The organism is Nocardiopsis synnemataformans (assembly GCF_965343085.1).
Classification (GTDB): domain Bacteria; phylum Actinomycetota; class Actinomycetes; order Streptosporangiales; family Streptosporangiaceae; genus Nocardiopsis; species Nocardiopsis alborubida.
This window is the reverse complement of the sequence record NZ_CBDRFA010000008.1, coordinates 112,655-127,327: the sequence shown is the minus strand read 5'-3', so window position 1 is coordinate 127,327 and position 14,673 is coordinate 112,655. Positions and strand designations below refer to the sequence as shown.

Annotated in this window: 22 protein-coding genes and 1 tRNA gene; 2 read left to right on the top strand and 21 right to left on the bottom strand. The window is 69.4% G+C overall.

What is annotated here, in order from left to right; translation table 11 throughout:
- Positions 1-102 precede the first annotated feature (102 nt).
- From ACSIH6_RS06625 to ACSIH6_RS06550, 16 genes are all read right to left on the bottom strand, one after another.
- Complete coding sequence (locus ACSIH6_RS06625) at positions 103-303, bottom strand: hypothetical protein (RefSeq protein ID WP_435107335.1); 201 nt, start codon at positions 301-303, stop codon at positions 103-105.
- Positions 300-953, bottom strand: a complete 654-nt coding sequence (locus tag ACSIH6_RS06620; protein ID WP_435107334.1) for a hypothetical protein — start codon at positions 951-953, stop codon at positions 300-302. The genes ACSIH6_RS06625 and ACSIH6_RS06620 overlap by 4 nt, the downstream gene beginning before the upstream one ends.
- An 89-nt stretch (positions 954-1,042) precedes the next feature.
- On the bottom strand, positions 1,043-1,468 hold the full coding sequence (locus ACSIH6_RS06615) for a hypothetical protein (RefSeq protein ID WP_435107333.1): 426 nt from the start codon (positions 1,466-1,468) through the stop codon (positions 1,043-1,045).
- Positions 1,465-1,794, bottom strand: coding sequence for a hypothetical protein (locus ACSIH6_RS06610; protein WP_435107332.1), 330 nt, complete (start codon positions 1,792-1,794; stop codon positions 1,465-1,467). The genes ACSIH6_RS06615 and ACSIH6_RS06610 overlap by 4 nt, the downstream gene beginning before the upstream one ends.
- Positions 1,787-2,209 carry a hypothetical protein gene (locus ACSIH6_RS06605; RefSeq protein ID WP_435107331.1) on the bottom strand — a complete coding sequence of 141 codons (423 nt, stop codon included), beginning with the start codon at positions 2,207-2,209 and terminating at the stop codon, positions 1,787-1,789. Before ACSIH6_RS06605 ends, ACSIH6_RS06610 begins: the two co-directional genes overlap by 8 nt.
- An 83-nt stretch (positions 2,210-2,292) precedes the next feature.
- Positions 2,293-2,571 carry a hypothetical protein gene (locus ACSIH6_RS06600; RefSeq protein ID WP_435107330.1) on the bottom strand — a complete coding sequence of 93 codons (279 nt, stop codon included), beginning with the start codon at positions 2,569-2,571 and terminating at the stop codon, positions 2,293-2,295.
- Positions 2,568-2,765: a hypothetical protein gene (locus tag ACSIH6_RS06595; protein WP_435107329.1), complete on the bottom strand. Its 198-nt coding sequence runs from the start codon at positions 2,763-2,765 to the stop codon at positions 2,568-2,570. The genes ACSIH6_RS06600 and ACSIH6_RS06595 overlap by 4 nt, the downstream gene beginning before the upstream one ends.
- 51 nt (positions 2,766-2,816) lie before the next feature.
- Positions 2,817-2,951: a hypothetical protein gene (locus ACSIH6_RS06590; protein WP_435107328.1), complete on the bottom strand. Its 135-nt coding sequence runs from the start codon at positions 2,949-2,951 to the stop codon at positions 2,817-2,819.
- The gene (locus ACSIH6_RS06585) at positions 2,948-3,142 is read right to left on the bottom strand and encodes a hypothetical protein (protein ID WP_435107327.1); all 195 of its coding nucleotides are present in this window, start codon (positions 3,140-3,142) and stop codon (positions 2,948-2,950) included. The genes ACSIH6_RS06590 and ACSIH6_RS06585 overlap by 4 nt, the downstream gene beginning before the upstream one ends.
- Positions 3,139-3,279, bottom strand: coding sequence for a hypothetical protein (locus ACSIH6_RS06580; protein WP_435107326.1), 141 nt, complete (start codon positions 3,277-3,279; stop codon positions 3,139-3,141). The genes ACSIH6_RS06585 and ACSIH6_RS06580 overlap by 4 nt, the downstream gene beginning before the upstream one ends.
- Positions 3,276-3,686 (bottom strand): hypothetical protein, encoded by a 411-nt coding sequence (locus tag ACSIH6_RS06575; protein ID WP_435107325.1) that lies wholly within the window; start codon positions 3,684-3,686, stop codon positions 3,276-3,278. The genes ACSIH6_RS06580 and ACSIH6_RS06575 overlap by 4 nt, the downstream gene beginning before the upstream one ends.
- Before the next feature lie 274 nt (positions 3,687-3,960).
- On the bottom strand, positions 3,961-5,043 hold the full coding sequence (locus ACSIH6_RS06570) for an AAA family ATPase (protein ID WP_435107324.1): 1,083 nt from the start codon (positions 5,041-5,043) through the stop codon (positions 3,961-3,963).
- Entirely contained in the window at positions 5,040-5,930 is an 891-nt protein-coding gene (locus tag ACSIH6_RS06565; protein WP_435107323.1) for a bifunctional DNA primase/polymerase, read from the bottom strand. Before ACSIH6_RS06565 ends, ACSIH6_RS06570 begins: the two co-directional genes overlap by 4 nt.
- Complete coding sequence (locus ACSIH6_RS06560) at positions 5,917-6,324, bottom strand: hypothetical protein (protein ID WP_435107322.1); 408 nt, start codon at positions 6,322-6,324, stop codon at positions 5,917-5,919. Before ACSIH6_RS06560 ends, ACSIH6_RS06565 begins: the two co-directional genes overlap by 14 nt.
- Positions 6,325-6,401: 77 nt before the next feature.
- Positions 6,402-7,001, bottom strand: a complete 600-nt coding sequence (locus ACSIH6_RS06555) for a hypothetical protein (RefSeq protein ID WP_435107321.1) — start codon at positions 6,999-7,001, stop codon at positions 6,402-6,404.
- 133 nt (positions 7,002-7,134) lie between these two features.
- On the bottom strand, positions 7,135-7,305 hold the full coding sequence (locus ACSIH6_RS06550; protein ID WP_435107320.1) for a helix-turn-helix domain-containing protein: 171 nt from the start codon (positions 7,303-7,305) through the stop codon (positions 7,135-7,137).
- Between the two features lie 716 nt (positions 7,306-8,021).
- On the opposite strand from ACSIH6_RS06550, the gene ACSIH6_RS06545 reads away from it, so the two are divergent.
- The gene (locus tag ACSIH6_RS06545) at positions 8,022-8,825 is read left to right on the top strand and encodes a helix-turn-helix domain-containing protein (protein WP_435107319.1); all 804 of its coding nucleotides are present in this window, start codon (positions 8,022-8,024) and stop codon (positions 8,823-8,825) included.
- Entirely contained in the window at positions 8,797-10,077 is a 1,281-nt protein-coding gene (locus ACSIH6_RS06540) for a tyrosine-type recombinase/integrase (RefSeq protein ID WP_435107318.1), read from the top strand. The genes ACSIH6_RS06545 and ACSIH6_RS06540 overlap by 29 nt, the downstream gene beginning before the upstream one ends.
- Positions 10,078-10,196: 119 nt before the next feature.
- Here the strand turns inward: ACSIH6_RS06540 and ACSIH6_RS06535 are convergent.
- The 5 genes from ACSIH6_RS06535 to ACSIH6_RS06515 form a co-directional block, all read right to left on the bottom strand.
- Positions 10,197-10,272: transfer RNA gene (locus tag ACSIH6_RS06535), tRNA-Arg, on the bottom strand.
- Positions 10,273-10,332: 60 nt separating this feature from the next.
- Positions 10,333-10,512 (bottom strand): hypothetical protein, encoded by a 180-nt coding sequence (locus ACSIH6_RS06530; protein WP_435107317.1) that lies wholly within the window; start codon positions 10,510-10,512, stop codon positions 10,333-10,335.
- 113 nt (positions 10,513-10,625) lie between these two features.
- Entirely contained in the window at positions 10,626-11,807 is a 1,182-nt protein-coding gene (locus tag ACSIH6_RS06525; protein ID WP_435107316.1) for a glycoside hydrolase family 64 protein, read from the bottom strand.
- Positions 11,808-11,949: 142 nt separating this feature from the next.
- Entirely contained in the window at positions 11,950-13,233 is a 1,284-nt protein-coding gene (locus ACSIH6_RS06520) for a hypothetical protein (RefSeq protein ID WP_435107315.1), read from the bottom strand.
- A gap of 152 nt (positions 13,234-13,385) precedes the next feature.
- A complete protein-coding gene (locus tag ACSIH6_RS06515) occupies positions 13,386-14,642 on the bottom strand; it encodes an aspartate aminotransferase family protein (RefSeq protein ID WP_435107314.1) in 1,257 nt (418 codons plus the stop codon).
- Positions 14,643-14,673 lie beyond the last annotated feature (31 nt).

The window sequence follows — 14,673 nt, the reverse complement described above, 5'->3', positions numbered from 1 at the left end:
CACCATCCGGTGTCGGGGCCCTCGACGTCGTGTGGACATAGCTTCGCTACTGCTGCGAATCCGTCAGCACGAAATGTACCACGTGTAAGGGGGCTGTGGAACTCACCCCTTACGGCGATGCTTCCAGTGGACCCGGCGCTGGGCCTCGGCGGTGTACACCTGCGACAGCCAGAACTGGCGGGGGCGGCCACTGCCGGGGATCGGCCGGAGGTAGCCGCGGCGCACCCAGGTGTCCACGGTGTCCCGGTCGACCCCGACCTTCGTGGCGGCCTCGGTGGCGGTGACCGCGATGTCGCCCGTCACGCGTTGGCCCCTTCGGGCAGCGCCGACCACTCGTGTCGGCGGGGCCGGTCCGCGTCCCCGCACCGGCAGTCGGGGTCGTCGCACCTGCACGCGGCGTTGCCGCACACCACCACGCCCCGGGCAGGCAGCTCGTGCAGCGACCGCGCCCCGCAGTGCGGGCACCGGTTCGCGAGCTGGCGCACCTCCTCGGACTCGCCGAGGGCGTACCGGACGCGGCCCAGCATCCGGCGGGTCTCGGCGAGCACGTGGTCCAGGAGCACGTCGTCCGTGCCGATGCGGTGGAGCAGGTTGATGATGCGGCCGATCCGGCGGGGCGCGGTGGCGGCCGGGGCGATGTCGGGGGCGTGGCGTTCGAGGACCGCGTCCTGGAGGTCGCCGAGTTCGTCGGTGACGTCCTTGAGGGTGGACGGGACGACCAGGTCGATCAAGGCCGGGCTGGCGCCGATGGGCTTGAGCCCGCGTGCGAGTTGGTTGAGGGTCTCGGCGCGCTCGATCAGGTGGGCCTTGCCCGCGGCGGCGATCCGGTCGGGGCTGGGCGCCCACCCGCGTCCGCGGCGCATGGGTTCGATGCCCTGGAGGTCCTGGAGGCGAGACAGGTCGTCGCGGAGCTGGGTGAGGAGTTCGTAGGCGGTGTCGGTGCGATCGGTCATCGGTCCCCCCGAGGTCGTGCTGGTGTTGGTCGGCCAGGGGCCGGGGGGTTCCATCCGGCTGGCGGATGGAACCCCCGGGCGGGCGGCGGTCAGGTGGCGCGGCCGTTGAGGGTCTGCCAGACCCAGTGCACGTCGGCCTCGGACACGTGCTCTCCGGCGGGGCGGCCCACGATGATGTCGAGCGGCTGGCCGTCGCTGTCACGGCCGTGGGACAGGTAGGCACCCCAGGGCTTGCTGTCGGGGCGCCGGTGCCCGTCGGGGCAGTGCGGGCAGGTGTCGTCGTAGGCGGCCGAGTCGGGGTCAACCCACTGGATGCGGGTCGCGCCGCCGTGTCCGTGGATCGCCTCGGCGTCCTCCACCCGGTCCCAGTTCACGGTGGAGGCGCGGGTGCCGCGCCAGCGGACGGTGGCGGTGCCGTCCGGCCAGACGACGCCGTCGGCGACATGACCGGTTCCGCTGACGCCGGTGTGGTCGACGTCGCGGACGAGTCGGAAGCGGCGGGGGGCGCTGCTCACGGTGTGCTCCTGTCGGTGGTGGGGTCGGTCTCGTCGGTGGGCAGCGGGTGACCGGCCTGCTGGAGACGCCACTCCAGGTCGCCTGCGTCGATCCCGCCGACATCCCAGTACTCGGTGCACCAGTCGGCGACGATGCGCAGGATGGCGGCCTGTTGCTCCTCCAGGGCGCGGATGCGCTCGTCCCGGGCGGTGATCTCGGCGGTCGCGCTGTCCGCCACGACGGCCACGGCGGGGGCGATGTCCTCGGCGGCCCGGCGGGCGTGCTCGGCGAAGCTGTCGGCGAGTTCGTTGAGGCGGGCGACGATCCGCTGCGTCTGGTCAGTCACGGGGGCTGTCCTTCCGCTGCTCGACGAACGCCAGAGTGGTCTCCGCTTCGACGACGGCGGCCAGGCCGCGATCGGTCGCGGGGGCCTGGACGGCGAGCGCGCGCCCGAGGTGGTCAACGGCGTCGAACAGCGTCCCGATGGGCGAGAGGCCGTAGGTGCATCCGATCTCGTCGGCGGCCTGCACGACCCACCACAGCGGCTCGCCTTCCACCTCGATCGTGGGCTGGTCGAGCATGCGGGGGATGGTCAGGAAGGGCCGCAGGTAGTTGACCGCGGCGACGACCTGGTAGCGGAAGGGTTCGCGTTCGTCGAGGACGGCGTGGTGGACGGCGGTCACTGCGCTGTGCAGGTGCCCGGTGTCGACGGTGACGTGTTCGGCCGGGCAGATGAGCGGCATGGGGTCGCGGTACGGCATGGGGTCCGGTCCTTCCTGGTGGTGTGCGATCCTGGGCGGCGGGACCGGGGCGGTAGTGACGCCCCGGTCCTTCGTCGTTCGGGTCACTGGCGGCAGCGGTAGCAGCGCGTCGAGCCCAGCTCGTTCCACTGCGGGGTTCCGCACCGGGTGCACGGGAGCTTCCACCCGGGGTGGTGGTCGTTGAGGTGACGCAGCGCGTAGGAGTCGATGAGGTGGGGCGGGTGCCCGAGTTCCTCGGTGACGTCGTCGGGGCCGTGGGGGTGGGAGCAGATCCAGCCGCTGGCGTGGGTCTCGAACCAGGCGGGGAACAGGCCGGAACCGCGGGGCGGGGTGGTGAGTGCCGGGGCGGCGGCGGTGGTCATCGGGACGTCCTCTCGTTGATCAGGGCGAGCACCTCGCCCGCGTGGCGGGCGCAGATCTGGATGGCCTTGAGGTCGGGGTCCAGGGCTTCGCCGGTGCACCGGTTGCCGCGGGCGGTGGTCATGCGGCAGGTGGCGCGGGAGGCGCGGGGCGGGACGGGGGCGTTACCGGCCGTCGGGGTGGTCTTGCGGGTCATCGGTTGATCTCCTTGCTGGGGGTCGCCGAGCGCTGCTCGGGGGCGGGTTGGTCAGGCGAAGGTCAGGGTGACGGTGGGCTCGTGGAACCAGACCGTCCAGATGAGGGAGGCGAGTCCGGCGCCGGACCACAGGCCGAAGCGGATCGCGGCCCAGGCTCCGGCGGTGTCGAACAGGTGGCGGATCATGCGGCACCGCCGAGCAGGGGCCAGCCGAACAGGGCGGCGCCGAGCAGGTACACCATCCCGGTCACGCCTACGAGGACCATGGCGTAGGAGGACCAGGCGATGAACCTGTCTCCGGCCTTGCTGTTGAGCCAGACGCCCAGGGCCGTGAGGGTCGCGTGCGCGAGGAACAGGTAGAGGGTTTCGAGGGTCATCGGGTGATCTCCTTCGAGGTGGCGACCTCGGTGGTCGCGAGCTGGCGGATGAGGGTCTCGGCGGCGGCGCGGACGGTGTCGTCGAGGCGAGCGGCGGCGAGGCGCGCGTGGACAGCGGCCACCAACGGGGCGGTCACGGCCGGACCACCCGCATGTGGCGCCTGAGGAGCCCTTCGCTGGCAATGAGGGTGGTGTCTCCGACCAACTCCCAGGCCTTCTGGTACGCGGCACCGCCGTGGTTCTCGCCGAGGCACTGGCACTCGCACTCGTCGCCCTTGGCTTCGGCGCACCTGGTGTCGCACGTGGAGGTCGCCCGGGAGTCGATGAACACGTTCACCGAGCCGTACTTCTTCGCCAGTCCTTCGACGACGGCGCGGAAGTGCGGACGAGCGATCTCCCAGCACTTCACGGCCTTGTTCCAGCCGGGGCGGGTTTCGGGGCCGAGCCCGTACATCAGCCATCGGCGGTTGTTCTTGCCGAAGGGCATCCGGACGAGCAGGCGGCCGTCGGCGGGACGCCAGACCGCAACTTTGGGGCCGATCACTGAGCACCTCCGAGGGTCTGTTGGGCGGGGGTGATGAGGGACACGGGAGGCCTTCCGTGGGGTTCACCGCGCACGTTCTCCCCCCTCTTAAAGGGGGGAGAGAACGTGTAGAGCGGGCGCGTGTAGAGCGTGTAGGAATGCGTGAAGCTTTGACCTGCGCAAATACGGTCGTGCGTGTAGGGCGTGAGGGATTCGTGTAGGGAAAACCCTTCACGGAGTGCGTGAAGCTGCGACCTGCACAAACGCGAAAACCGTGTAGGGAGCGTGTAGGCGTTCACGAGACGTCCCCCGGCCGTGCGGCAGCCCGGTACTCCACTGGCAACTTGGGGTTGTCCGGGTTCGGGATGCGCACCAACAGCCCGTCCTTCGCGAGCTTCTCCAGACGACGCCGCACCTTCTCCAACTGCGCAGCTGTGGTCTTCTCGCTGTTGTGCACCTCGGACGTCGCCTGCTTGGCCGTGAGCCCATTCATGGTCCTCACGAGGGTGAGCAGGTCCGTCGCGTCGTGCACCGAGCTGGTGCCCGCCTCGTGGTCGTGGAGGATCTGGAACGGTCCGACTTCCTCGGACGGCTGCTTGAGGTGGGTGAACTTCACGATCGGGTCGCCAGCCGAACCGGCCAGACCGATGACTGAACCTGCCCCTGCGGTGAGCCAGGCGGACCCGTACACGGCGTCGAGGGTCTGGGCGCCGGGCCCGTCGGCGCCGGACTTGCGCGGGTGGTGCAGCTCCAGCACCTGGACGCCCTCGGTGATGGCGCGCTGCCGTGCCCGGTTGTACCCGGCTCCGGTCTCGTCCTCGGAGAGCTTGAGAGCGGCGTCCTTGAGCGAGTCCACGACCACGGTGTCCGCGCCCACGTGCGCGCACATCTGCGCCATCATGGCCGTGTTCTGGGCGAAGTCCTTGGGTGGCGGTCCCTTCCACACCACCAGGCGCTCGTCGAGAACCTGCCGGGACTCGGGAGTGAACAGGCGACGGAGCGCGCGGGCGGCCTGCTGCGGTCGGTCCATCGCGAGGTAGAGCACCTTCCCCCCGCCGGGCATGACCGGGTAGCCGAGGACGTTGGGCATGAGCCCGAGACGCCCGGCGAGGACTTGCCCGGCAAGGGTGGTCTTGCCGACACCGTTGGGGCCGAAGATCATCAGGGCTTCACCTTCGGCCCACAGCACTTCGCCGTCCCGGCCCCAGATGGCCGGGGTCTTGTCGGGGACGTCGAGGATGAAGGAACCGCCCGAGACGAACTGGGCGAAGGGATCGTCCTGCTCCGGTTCGGGCTGCTCGGTGGGCTCCGGTGGAACAAACCCGGCCCTCGCGAACCCCTCGCGGAGGATCTCGTCTTCGGGGCTGGTAGTGGTCAACGCATCCCCTTGCGCATGCCGGACCCGATCGTGCCTCGCCCGGGGGCGGCCCCGTACTCGCTGGGTGGTAGCCCGAGGCGTTCGGCGGCCGTCGCGAGAACCTCATAGGCGGCCTGCTCGGTGAGCTCGCCCGAGGCGACCAGTTCCCCAGCTTGTGCGGCAGCCCAGTGCAAGCGGTCGTTGCGCCCTCCCTCCTGGGCTTCCAGAAGGGACCGCACGATGCCACGCAGACGGTTCTGAGTGATGGTGCTGAAGTCGCGCGGAGTGATCTCCGGGCGGGGCCGCTCGGGTGGCTGGATGTGCGCCCGCAACCGGGGATGGAGGTGATCGCGGGGCGCGGTGGGGAAGTCCCACAGCCACCGGTACGGCTGGCCGGTGCGCGGGTGGACCGACGGCGGGGCGACCACATAGCCACCGTCCGCCTTGACGTCGACCTTGGGCCCGGCCTTCCCAGCGCCGGACAGGACCTTGCCGCCGGGGTGCTGGTAGAAGAGGTGCCATCCGCCGGACCCGGTGCGCACGGCCGCGGTTTCCCGGATGACTCCGTGGGCCTTCATGTTCGCGAGCGTCTGAAGACCTTCAGGAGGGTCCACGTCGATGACGACCAAGTTCGAGATGGCCCCGGTGCGGATGGCCAGCAGTCCGTCAGGGTGCCGTTCCAGCATCTTGTCGATGCGCTCCATGTCGTCGGTCGCGGCGTACAGGGCGTGGCACGACAGGCACGGGCACGTTTCTTTCTCCTCGACGGTGTCGTGGTAGCCGACCTGGGCGCACTGACCGCAGTTCGCCAGGGGCGTCTTCCCGGGACCGAGGACGAACACCTTCCAGCCGTTCTCGACATAGATCTCGGCGGACTCGCGCCGGGTGACGGGTTCAGCGACGCTCACTGGGGACCTCCCCGGCGAGGACGTCGGCGGGCAGGTAACCGGCGGCCACCTGGCGCTCCAGCGAGGCGAGACGGGTGAGACGCGACTGCTCGTCATGGGCGCGGAACCCGCGCTCGGTGTCGATCGCGTACTTGACGGCTTGGACGAGAGCGGGCAGGCCGCGCCCGGCCACGGCCACGTCGACCTCGGTCGCGTCGGCGAGCAGGTGCCCGACGGGCAGCAGCGCGTCCGGCATGACGACGCTGACGCGGCCATGGACGTGGACGGCGACGACGCCCCCGACCGGGGTGTCCCCGAGTTCCCGGGCGGCGACGGCGACGGCGGCCTGGTCCAGGAACCCGTCACGGGCGGTGATGCTGATGGCGGTTCGCACGGTGATCCGCGGATAGGTCATGACGCTTCCCCCGAAGCTGTGGAATTCCAAACGGTCGAGTGCGGCGTCGCCCGAACGTGGCGACGCCGCGCTTCGGGTCAGCCGAGGTCCCAGGGAGCCGTGCGGATGCGCTCGTTCAACTTCGGCAGGGTGACGTCCGTGGACACCACCGGCAGGTGCACGTCCCTCCGGTTCCCGCGCGTGATGAACATGCTCATGTCGGCCGGGTCGCTCTGGAGGCCGTCGAGGAGGGCGGGGTAAAAGAGGGCGAACACGATCGTGGTCATGCCGGTGACGGTGTTCTCGAACGCGGCGATCTCGGTCTCATAGGCGGTGTGCTCGTCCGAGGTGGGGCGGGTTTTCCACTGGAGGTCGGGCAGGTCGGTCGGCCGGTAGCGAGCCAGGACCGACAGGGCCGCGGCGAGGTAGGGGCGGGGGTCCGCGTCGGCGTGCTCAACGTGGAAGACGATGGTTGCCTTGTCGCCGTCGGTGATGGTCAGGCCAGCGGTGAGCATGTCCTCGGCGCGACCCTTGGCCCGGCCCTTGGCGAACCAGTCGGGGTCCAGAGTCAGGACCACGGGGACGGTGGCGCGGGTGGTGGCGACATGCCCGATGGCGGCGGTGGAGTACGTGCGACCGTTACGGCGGGGGGCCGACGTCCAGGAGACGCCGGGGAGGGGCTGGGTGAAGCTCTGCACAGTGATCCCCTGATCAGGTATGCCTCACAGCCGGACGGCGCGGTGCGCGGTCGGCGAGGCGGAGAAGAAGGAAGGGGTCGGCGTGATCAGGGCCGACACGTGGAACAGCTCAACCCGCAGGTGCAGGGAGTTGTTACTGGGCGTCGGCCAGCTTGGAGGCGACGAACTCGTGGATCGCTTGCACGGGGATGCGCCTGGCCTTGGGGGTCAGCTTCAGCGACCTCAGCTCGCCCGACCTGATCAGAGCATGGAGCGTAGTTTTTCCACAGCCCAGGGCGTGCTGGGCTTCCTCTACAGTGAGCAAAACCTTACCCACCGGAGTGTGAATCGCCCCCCCACGCGGTTCGCTCGCGTTGGAAGGTCGGATAAGCTCTGTCATCGGAGCCCTCATTTCTACGGGCCGCCACGCCCGTATCAGCAGGTCAGCGTTGCCACGCTGCCCAGGGTTGATTCGTATGCCAACGATCGAGGTGCTCCCTACGAAGGGCCCGATGGTGCTGCCAACACCGTCGGGCCTTCGTGCTTGCCAGGCACAGAGCACCCCTGGCACTCGAAAGTCTGAACGACCCTCACCGTGCTGAACTAACGGTACCGGATCCGAACGTCCGGTTGGTACTGCGAACGAGCACGGCGTGTCAGATCTTCCCTTGCGCCTGTGCATCAGGCGTACAGGATAGGCCGGGAACGACCGGGAGAAGCCGGGAACGACCGGGAGAGGCCGGGAACGACCGGGAAGGAACTTCCTTGTGGCCAGGGGATCCAAGGCGTCCTAGTCATCGGATGGCATCGGATGGCATCGAAGGGCGTTGGATGGCATCCGATGGCATCACGTGGTGCGCTTGAGGCTGGCTAGGGCTCATGCGACTGATTGAGGCCGAATATTAGGGTGGCCTTCCTTGCATCTGCGCAAAGACCGATAGAATCTCTTTGCGAGCACGCATGCGTTCGTTGCAGAACGCCACAGTGCGCTATGGCACGCTATGGCCACATCGCTAGAACATACTGTGATTAAGAGGAAACTTGTCGTCACCAAACCCGAACTTCGCTGAGTGGGTGACAGCTACCGGTCATGCGCTCGGGTACAGCACCAGCGCCTCCCTTGCGCGGGCGCTAGGCATTCAGCAGTCCACTGTCAGTCGCTGGAAGAAGGGGACCAAGCCGAGCGTCGAGCACCTCGTGAAGATCAGCGAGCTGTTCGGGGTCGAGCTCAAGACGCTCCTGATCTTGTCTGGGCACATGGAGGGTGACGTCTCCCCTGCGGCTCTCGCGGCACCTCCCACCCCGGCGGATCGGATCATCGAAGGGATAGACGCGCCTGAGGAGTACAGGGCGCACCTTCGGATGTTCTGGCTTGCGCGAGAAAGGGAAGAGCTGGAGCGCCTAGAGCTTCTAGCCGAGGGGATCGAGAACGCCTACAACATGCTTGGCAGGAGGGACCGCCAATCTTTCCAGCCGTGGGTGGAGACCGCACTGGCGACAGAGCTGCCTCTGCATGTGCAAGTCCTCAGGGACGCTGTGGATCCTCCCCCGAACACCACCTGGATTCTCCAGGTGCACCCATCGGTGCAAGGAGACGCGCACGACCTCCTTATGAAGGACGTGCGCCAAAGAGTGATGGTGTCCCAGTCCGTCTACGAAGAGGATGGTTGGTACTACCCGAGCATCCATGCTCTTGAAGGATCGCGGTGGCTCCTTCGGGGGCCAAGCTTCCAATCCCTCCAAGAGGCGCTTGACGCCCTCCAGAAGATGCGCCGTTTCTATCCGACACTCAAGGCACAAGAAGTGGAGGTACTTCATGCCCCCAAGGAAGAAGACCCGAGCTAACGGCGAGGGGTCGCTGTACCAGCGATCCTCCGACGGCATGTGGGTCGGGTCGGTGACCCTGGAGAACGGCAAGCGCAAGCCGGTCTACGGCAAGACCCAGGCGCGGGCGCGCGCCAAGCTCAAAGAACTCCAGGCGAAGATCGACGCGGGCCTGCCGATCACGTCCGGCAAGGGCGTGACCCTGGAGAAGTGGCTCACCGCAGAGTGGGTCGGCACGATCCTGCCCGCCCGTGTGAAGGCCGGGAAGATCACCCAGAACACCGCGAACAGCTACGGCGACAACGTCCGGCTGCACATCGTCCCTCACCTCGGGCACCACGAGATCGGCAAGCTCGCGCCCGCGCACCTGCGCGCGTGGCTGGAAGAGCTGGCGGTCAAGCCGTCCGGCCGCCAGAAGAAGCCGACGAAGGCGGATCCCAACCCGCCCGTCGCGCTGCTCTCCCCGCGGGCGCAGGCCTACGCCCACACGGTTCTGCGCATTGCCCTGGGCGACGCCATGAAGGAGGAGATCGTCACCCGCAACGTGGCACTGCTCGTCGATCCGCCGTCGGGCAAGGCCAAGGCCGGGCGCGCGCTTACACAGGAGGAGGTGAACGCCGTCCTCGGCGAGGCCGCGGGGGACCGGCACGCCACCCTGTGGGTCACGGTCCTCGGACTCGCCCTTCGGCGCGGCGAGGCGCTCGCGTTGCGCTGGTCGTGGCTGGACCTGGAGAGCGCTATGGCCGCGGTCGGGCCGTCGCTCCAGCGGGTGCGCGACGCGGCCCCGGGCGAGGACGGGCGCCGGCGCGGGCGCCTGGAGGTGGTGGACGGGAAGACGGAGAAGTCGTCGGCGACGATCCCGATCCCGCCCGTCGTGGTCCAGGCGCTCAAGGAGCACCGGGCAGCGCAGGAGATCGAGCGGGGCGACGCCGAGGCGTGGGTCGATGAGGACCTGGTGTTCACCACGGGCATCGGCACACCGATCGAGCCGCGCAACCTCAACCGGGCCTGGACCGCGTTGTGCGCGCGGGCCGGGGTGGAGAACGCCCGCATCCACGATCTCCGGCACACGGCGGCGACGTGGCTCTACGAGGAGGGGATGGAGCTGAAGGACATCCAGCACGCCCTTCGGCACTCGCGCTTGCAGACCACCAGCGAGGTCTACACGCACTTCACGAAGAAGACCCAGGCGCGGACGGCGACCGTCATGGACGGGGCGCTCAAGCGGCTCCAGATGCCAGGCGCGGAGGAGGCGGAAGAGCCCGCGTCGTAGGCGGTTTGGACCGTGGCGAACGCCAGCGAACTACTACGGTTGCTACACCCGTCGCTACACCTAGGGTGCTACCATGACGAAGGACCCTTACCCCGAAGGTTAAAGGTCCTGGTCAGAGGTGGTGCACTCGGGAGGACTCGAACCCCCAACCTTCTGATCCGTAGTCAGATGCTCTATCCATTGAGCTACGAGTGCAGGTTGTTCAGTTGTGTGTCGCCCGGTCTCCCTGGCGACGTCTTTGACTCTATCACGCTGTCAGAGGGCCTCGAACCGTTTTGTGAGTGTGCGACCGGTCATGCCGGTCCCCGTCTCCCGGTCGGCCCAGGGCGGCGGGCGGCGGCCCCGGCACGACGCGGTCGCGTCGAGGCCGTCGTAGCCGAAGTCGTCGAAGAACAGACCGCACGCCGCGGAGGTCTGGTCGGCGATCGTCTCCACCTCGACAGGGGAGTTCGTCGCGCAGGCCGTCAGGGAGAGGGCGACGGTGCAGGCCAGGGCGATGTGGCCGGGCCGGGAGCCCCCGTTGGCGGAGGCTCCCGGCCCGTGAGGTGCTAGAACGCGGTCAGCGTCACGTCGAGGGACGTTGGCGCGTGGTCCTGGACGTAGGACGCGAAGTTCGAGACGTCGTCGAAGGCGAAGCCGTAGGCCTTGCCGTCCACGGTGTTCTCGTGGAAGACCGCCGCGTAGCGGTTGGTGGTCTCGTGGTTGTAGAAGGCCGCGGGGTCGATGACCGGGTGCTCGGCGGTGTCCAGCAGCGTCGAGCGGTTGAACGCCGCGCCCAGGATCGCGGCCACCGGGCCGGTGATGCCGTCGTTGGGGGCCGCCAGGGCTCCGTCGCAGAAGAAGACGTCGCGGGTGGAGGGCTTGGGAATCGGGGCCACGCCGCCGTCGAAGACCAGGTTGCCCGAGCCGTCCACGCGGCCGGTGAAGGTCCCGGCGTTGGTGGTGACGCGCAGGTCGGTGGTGCTGTAGCGCTCCCAGACCTGGTCGATGTAGGAGTCGTAGTAGTCGGCCGGGAACAGCCCGGCGTCCAGCCCGTGCCCGGGGGCGATGACGAGCTCTCCCTCGCTCAGCACGAGCGACGAGAAGACGGGGTCGGCGGAGAGCGTGGCGAAGACCGCGTCGCGGCCGCCCGCTTTGAACGTGCCGGTGGTCTGGTCCGCCTCGCCCTGGAGGCGGATGGCCAGCGGCACGCTGAACTGGTCCACCATGCTGGTGTTGCAGTACATGCCGGTCTCGTTGTGGGTGAACTCCACGGTGTCGTGGAGCACCCCGTGGCTGGGGTCGGACTCCACCCAGCCCGCCGGGTACTGGAGCGCGGGCCTGCCGTTGCCGTCGATGACGACCTTGAACCGGAGCTTGCCGCCGAGGGCGAAGTACACCCGGCCGGACATGAACGGCAGGGTCAGCTCGCTGACCGAGTCCAGCGGGATCGAGTAGTCGGTGAACCCGTCGTCGGTGTTGTCGGACTCCGCCACCGGGTGCGCGACGCCGTCGGCGTCGACCCAGGACTGCGTGTCCGTGGTCAGGTCGGTGCCCACGACGTAGGCGCGGATCCCGCTGTCGGGGAAGGCCCCGGTCTCGTTGGTGACCCTCACCGGAAGGGCGCCGGCCTGGCCGCCGCCCGAGGTGAGTTCGCCGTTGCTCTCCTCGCGGGAGCAACCGGTCGTGACGAGCAGGGTGCTGACGGTGGCGAGCGATGCGCCGCCGAGGAACAGTCTTCGGTCGATCATGGGGGTCGCCTCACTGGAGGGGCTGGTAAGACGCGCCCAATCTGTCGACCGTCACTGCGCCGCGTCAACCCGGGGTCACGATCCGTTTGGGGCGTCCCCGTGTTCTTACTGGTAACAAAGTTGCCATGTGATTTAGGTCACGCTACAGCCGAATCATTTTCGGCTCTGCGGGTGAGCGTTTTCGGCGGTCGCGCGTGGGTGGAAGTTTTCCCTGCGGCGAAAGTGTCGGCGGGGATTCGCGGGGTTCCGCCCTGTCACAAGAGTTGACTGTCTTGTGGGCTTTTTTCTTTTTTGGGCGGTGTGGCGGAAGGAGTCCGGCCGCCCCGGCCTCCAGGGAGCGGCCCGCCTCCAGCATCCGGCCGATCAGCTCGTCCCTGGCCTCCCTGACGGCGCGCGCGTTCAGGGCCTCGCCGTGCAGCTGGTCGGCGTTGCCGCCGTCGGAGTCCACCTGGACGAGCAGCAGGTCGAGCTCACGCTGGCGCTCCTCGACCCTCTGGACCTGCTCCCACTCGGTGTGCGCGGACAGGGCCTCCTCGACGGCGGCGCCGTAGTCCCGGATCGCGTCCACCCGCGCCGCCAGCTCCCGGTACACGGCCTCGTGCCGCTCGTGCTGCTGGTCCAGCACGGCGCGCACCCGGTCGGAGACGGCGTCGAGGGAGTCCGCCACGTACTCCTCCCTGATCCGCTCGTGCCGGTGCAGCAGCGAGGCGATCCGCCACTCCTCGGCGCGCAGGACCGACAGGGGCTGGGCCGCGTCGAAGGAGTCGCCCAGCCGCAGGTGCGCCTCCTCGACGGTCCCGATCGTCCTCTGCACGTCCAGCAGCAGACGGGCGCCGTGCCGACCGAGGTTCGCGGGCACCAGGTAGCGGTCCGCGTGCGCCGCCGCCAGCCGGTCGCCCCGGGGCCACCACCACCCCGCCCACAGGGCGGCGGCCGCGTACACCGCGCCCGGCACGAACCAGTAGAGGTTGAAGGCCCACTCGGGCCCCGCCAGGGCGAGGAACCAGCTGGTCAGGGTCGCGGGCACGAAGGCCAGGGAGAACGCCTGCCAGGATCGGCGCCGCGAGGTCCGGGACAGCCACCGCGGCAGCAGGGACCGCGGGCGCACACGGGTGACGGCGAGCCCGGCGGCGCCCACGGCCGCGGCCTGTACCAGCAGGCCCAGGAAGTACAGGGTGACCGACCACACCAGGAGGGGACCGCTGACGAGCGCCCAGAGGAGGCTCAGCGCGGCCACCGCGGTCCCGCCCGCCGCCATGCGCGTCCGGTTCGGGAACCGCGGCTGCTTCGCCCAAGCCCGCTTCGAACGCAGGAAGGGCAGGTGCTTTCGGAGCCTTTCGGCGAGGCGGGGAGGGAGCGAGGGGTCCAGGACGGGGCGTGCGCCGTCACGCGTGCTGTCCGCGGCCTTCCACCGGCTGTCCGACACTGGTTCGGCTCCTCTCGCGTGCGGTTGCGCCGCGCTCGGCCCCTTCCGTTTCGGACACGCGTTTCGGACGCGCGGTTTCTCGGGAGGGTCCGCACCGCACGTTACCGTCCCGGCACGGAATCCGTACCGGGGCGGTGGTCACGAATCGCGCCTCAGCCCGCGACGGCCTCCTCCACGGCGGCCGCCCACAGCGACACCGCGCTGTCGACCTGGTCGCCGTCGACGATGAGCGGCGGGATCATCCGCACCACGTTCCCCTCGGGGGCGCAGGTGAGCAGCAGGAGCCCGTGCCTGGCCGCGGCTTGCTGGGCGCGCAGCGCGGTGGCGCCGTCCGGCGTCCCGTCGGCGGCGGTGAACTCGTTGCCGAGCATCAGTCCCCGGCCGCGCACGTCGCCGATGACCGCGTTGGCCTCCGCCACCTTCTCCAGGCCCAGACGCAGCCGCTCGCCCATGCGCGTGGAGTTCTCCACCAGGCCCTCCTCCTGGATCACGTCCAGGGTGGCCAGGGCGGCGGCGCAGGACACCGCGTTGCCGCCGTAGGTCCCGCCCTGGGAGCCCGGCCAGGCCTTCTCCATGATCGCGGCGGGGGCGGCGATCGCCGACAGCGGGAAGCCGCTGGCCAGTCCCTTGGCGGTGATGACCACGTCCGGCCGGATGCCCGAGGGCTCGTGGCCCCAGAACGTGCCCGTGCGCCCGAAGCCGGTCTGCACCTCGTCCGCGACCAGTAGGAACCCGTGCCGGTCGGCGCGCTCGCGCAGCCCCTGGAGGAAGGCCGCGGGCACCGGCACGTACCCGCCCTCGCCCAGCACCGGCTCGATGAACACGGCGGCCGTGTCCCTGGGCGAGGTCACCGTGGAGAAGAGGTAGTCCAACTCGCGCAGCGCGTACGCGACCGCGTCGGCCTCGGACACGCCCAGCCGGTAGGCGTACGGGAACGGCGAGACCACCACGCCGGGCATCAGCGGGCCGATGCCCGCGCGGATCTTGACCCCGGACGTGGTCAGCGACGCGGCGCCCATGGTGCGTCCGTGGAAGGACCCCTGGAACACGATGACGTTCTGCCGGCCGGTCGCCTGCCGGGCCAGCCGCAGGGCGGCCTCGACGGCCTCGCTGCCCGAGTTCACGTAGAACAGCCGGTCGAGCCCCGCGGGCAGCACCTCGCCCAGCCGCTCGGTGAGCCGCAGCAGCGGTCGGTGCATCACGGTGGTGTACTGACCGTGGACCAGGGTCCCCACCTGCTCCTGCGCGGCGGCCACGACACGGGGGTGGCAGTGGCCGGTGCTGGTGACGCCGATGCCGGCGGTGAAGTCGAGATAGCGGCGGTCGTCCTCGTCGTAGATGTAGGCGCCCTCGCCTCGGGCGGCGACGACCGGTGTCGCCTGCTTGAGGATCGGGGAGAGCTCCGCCATGCGTGGCCTCGATTCCGTGTCGCGTGTTCCG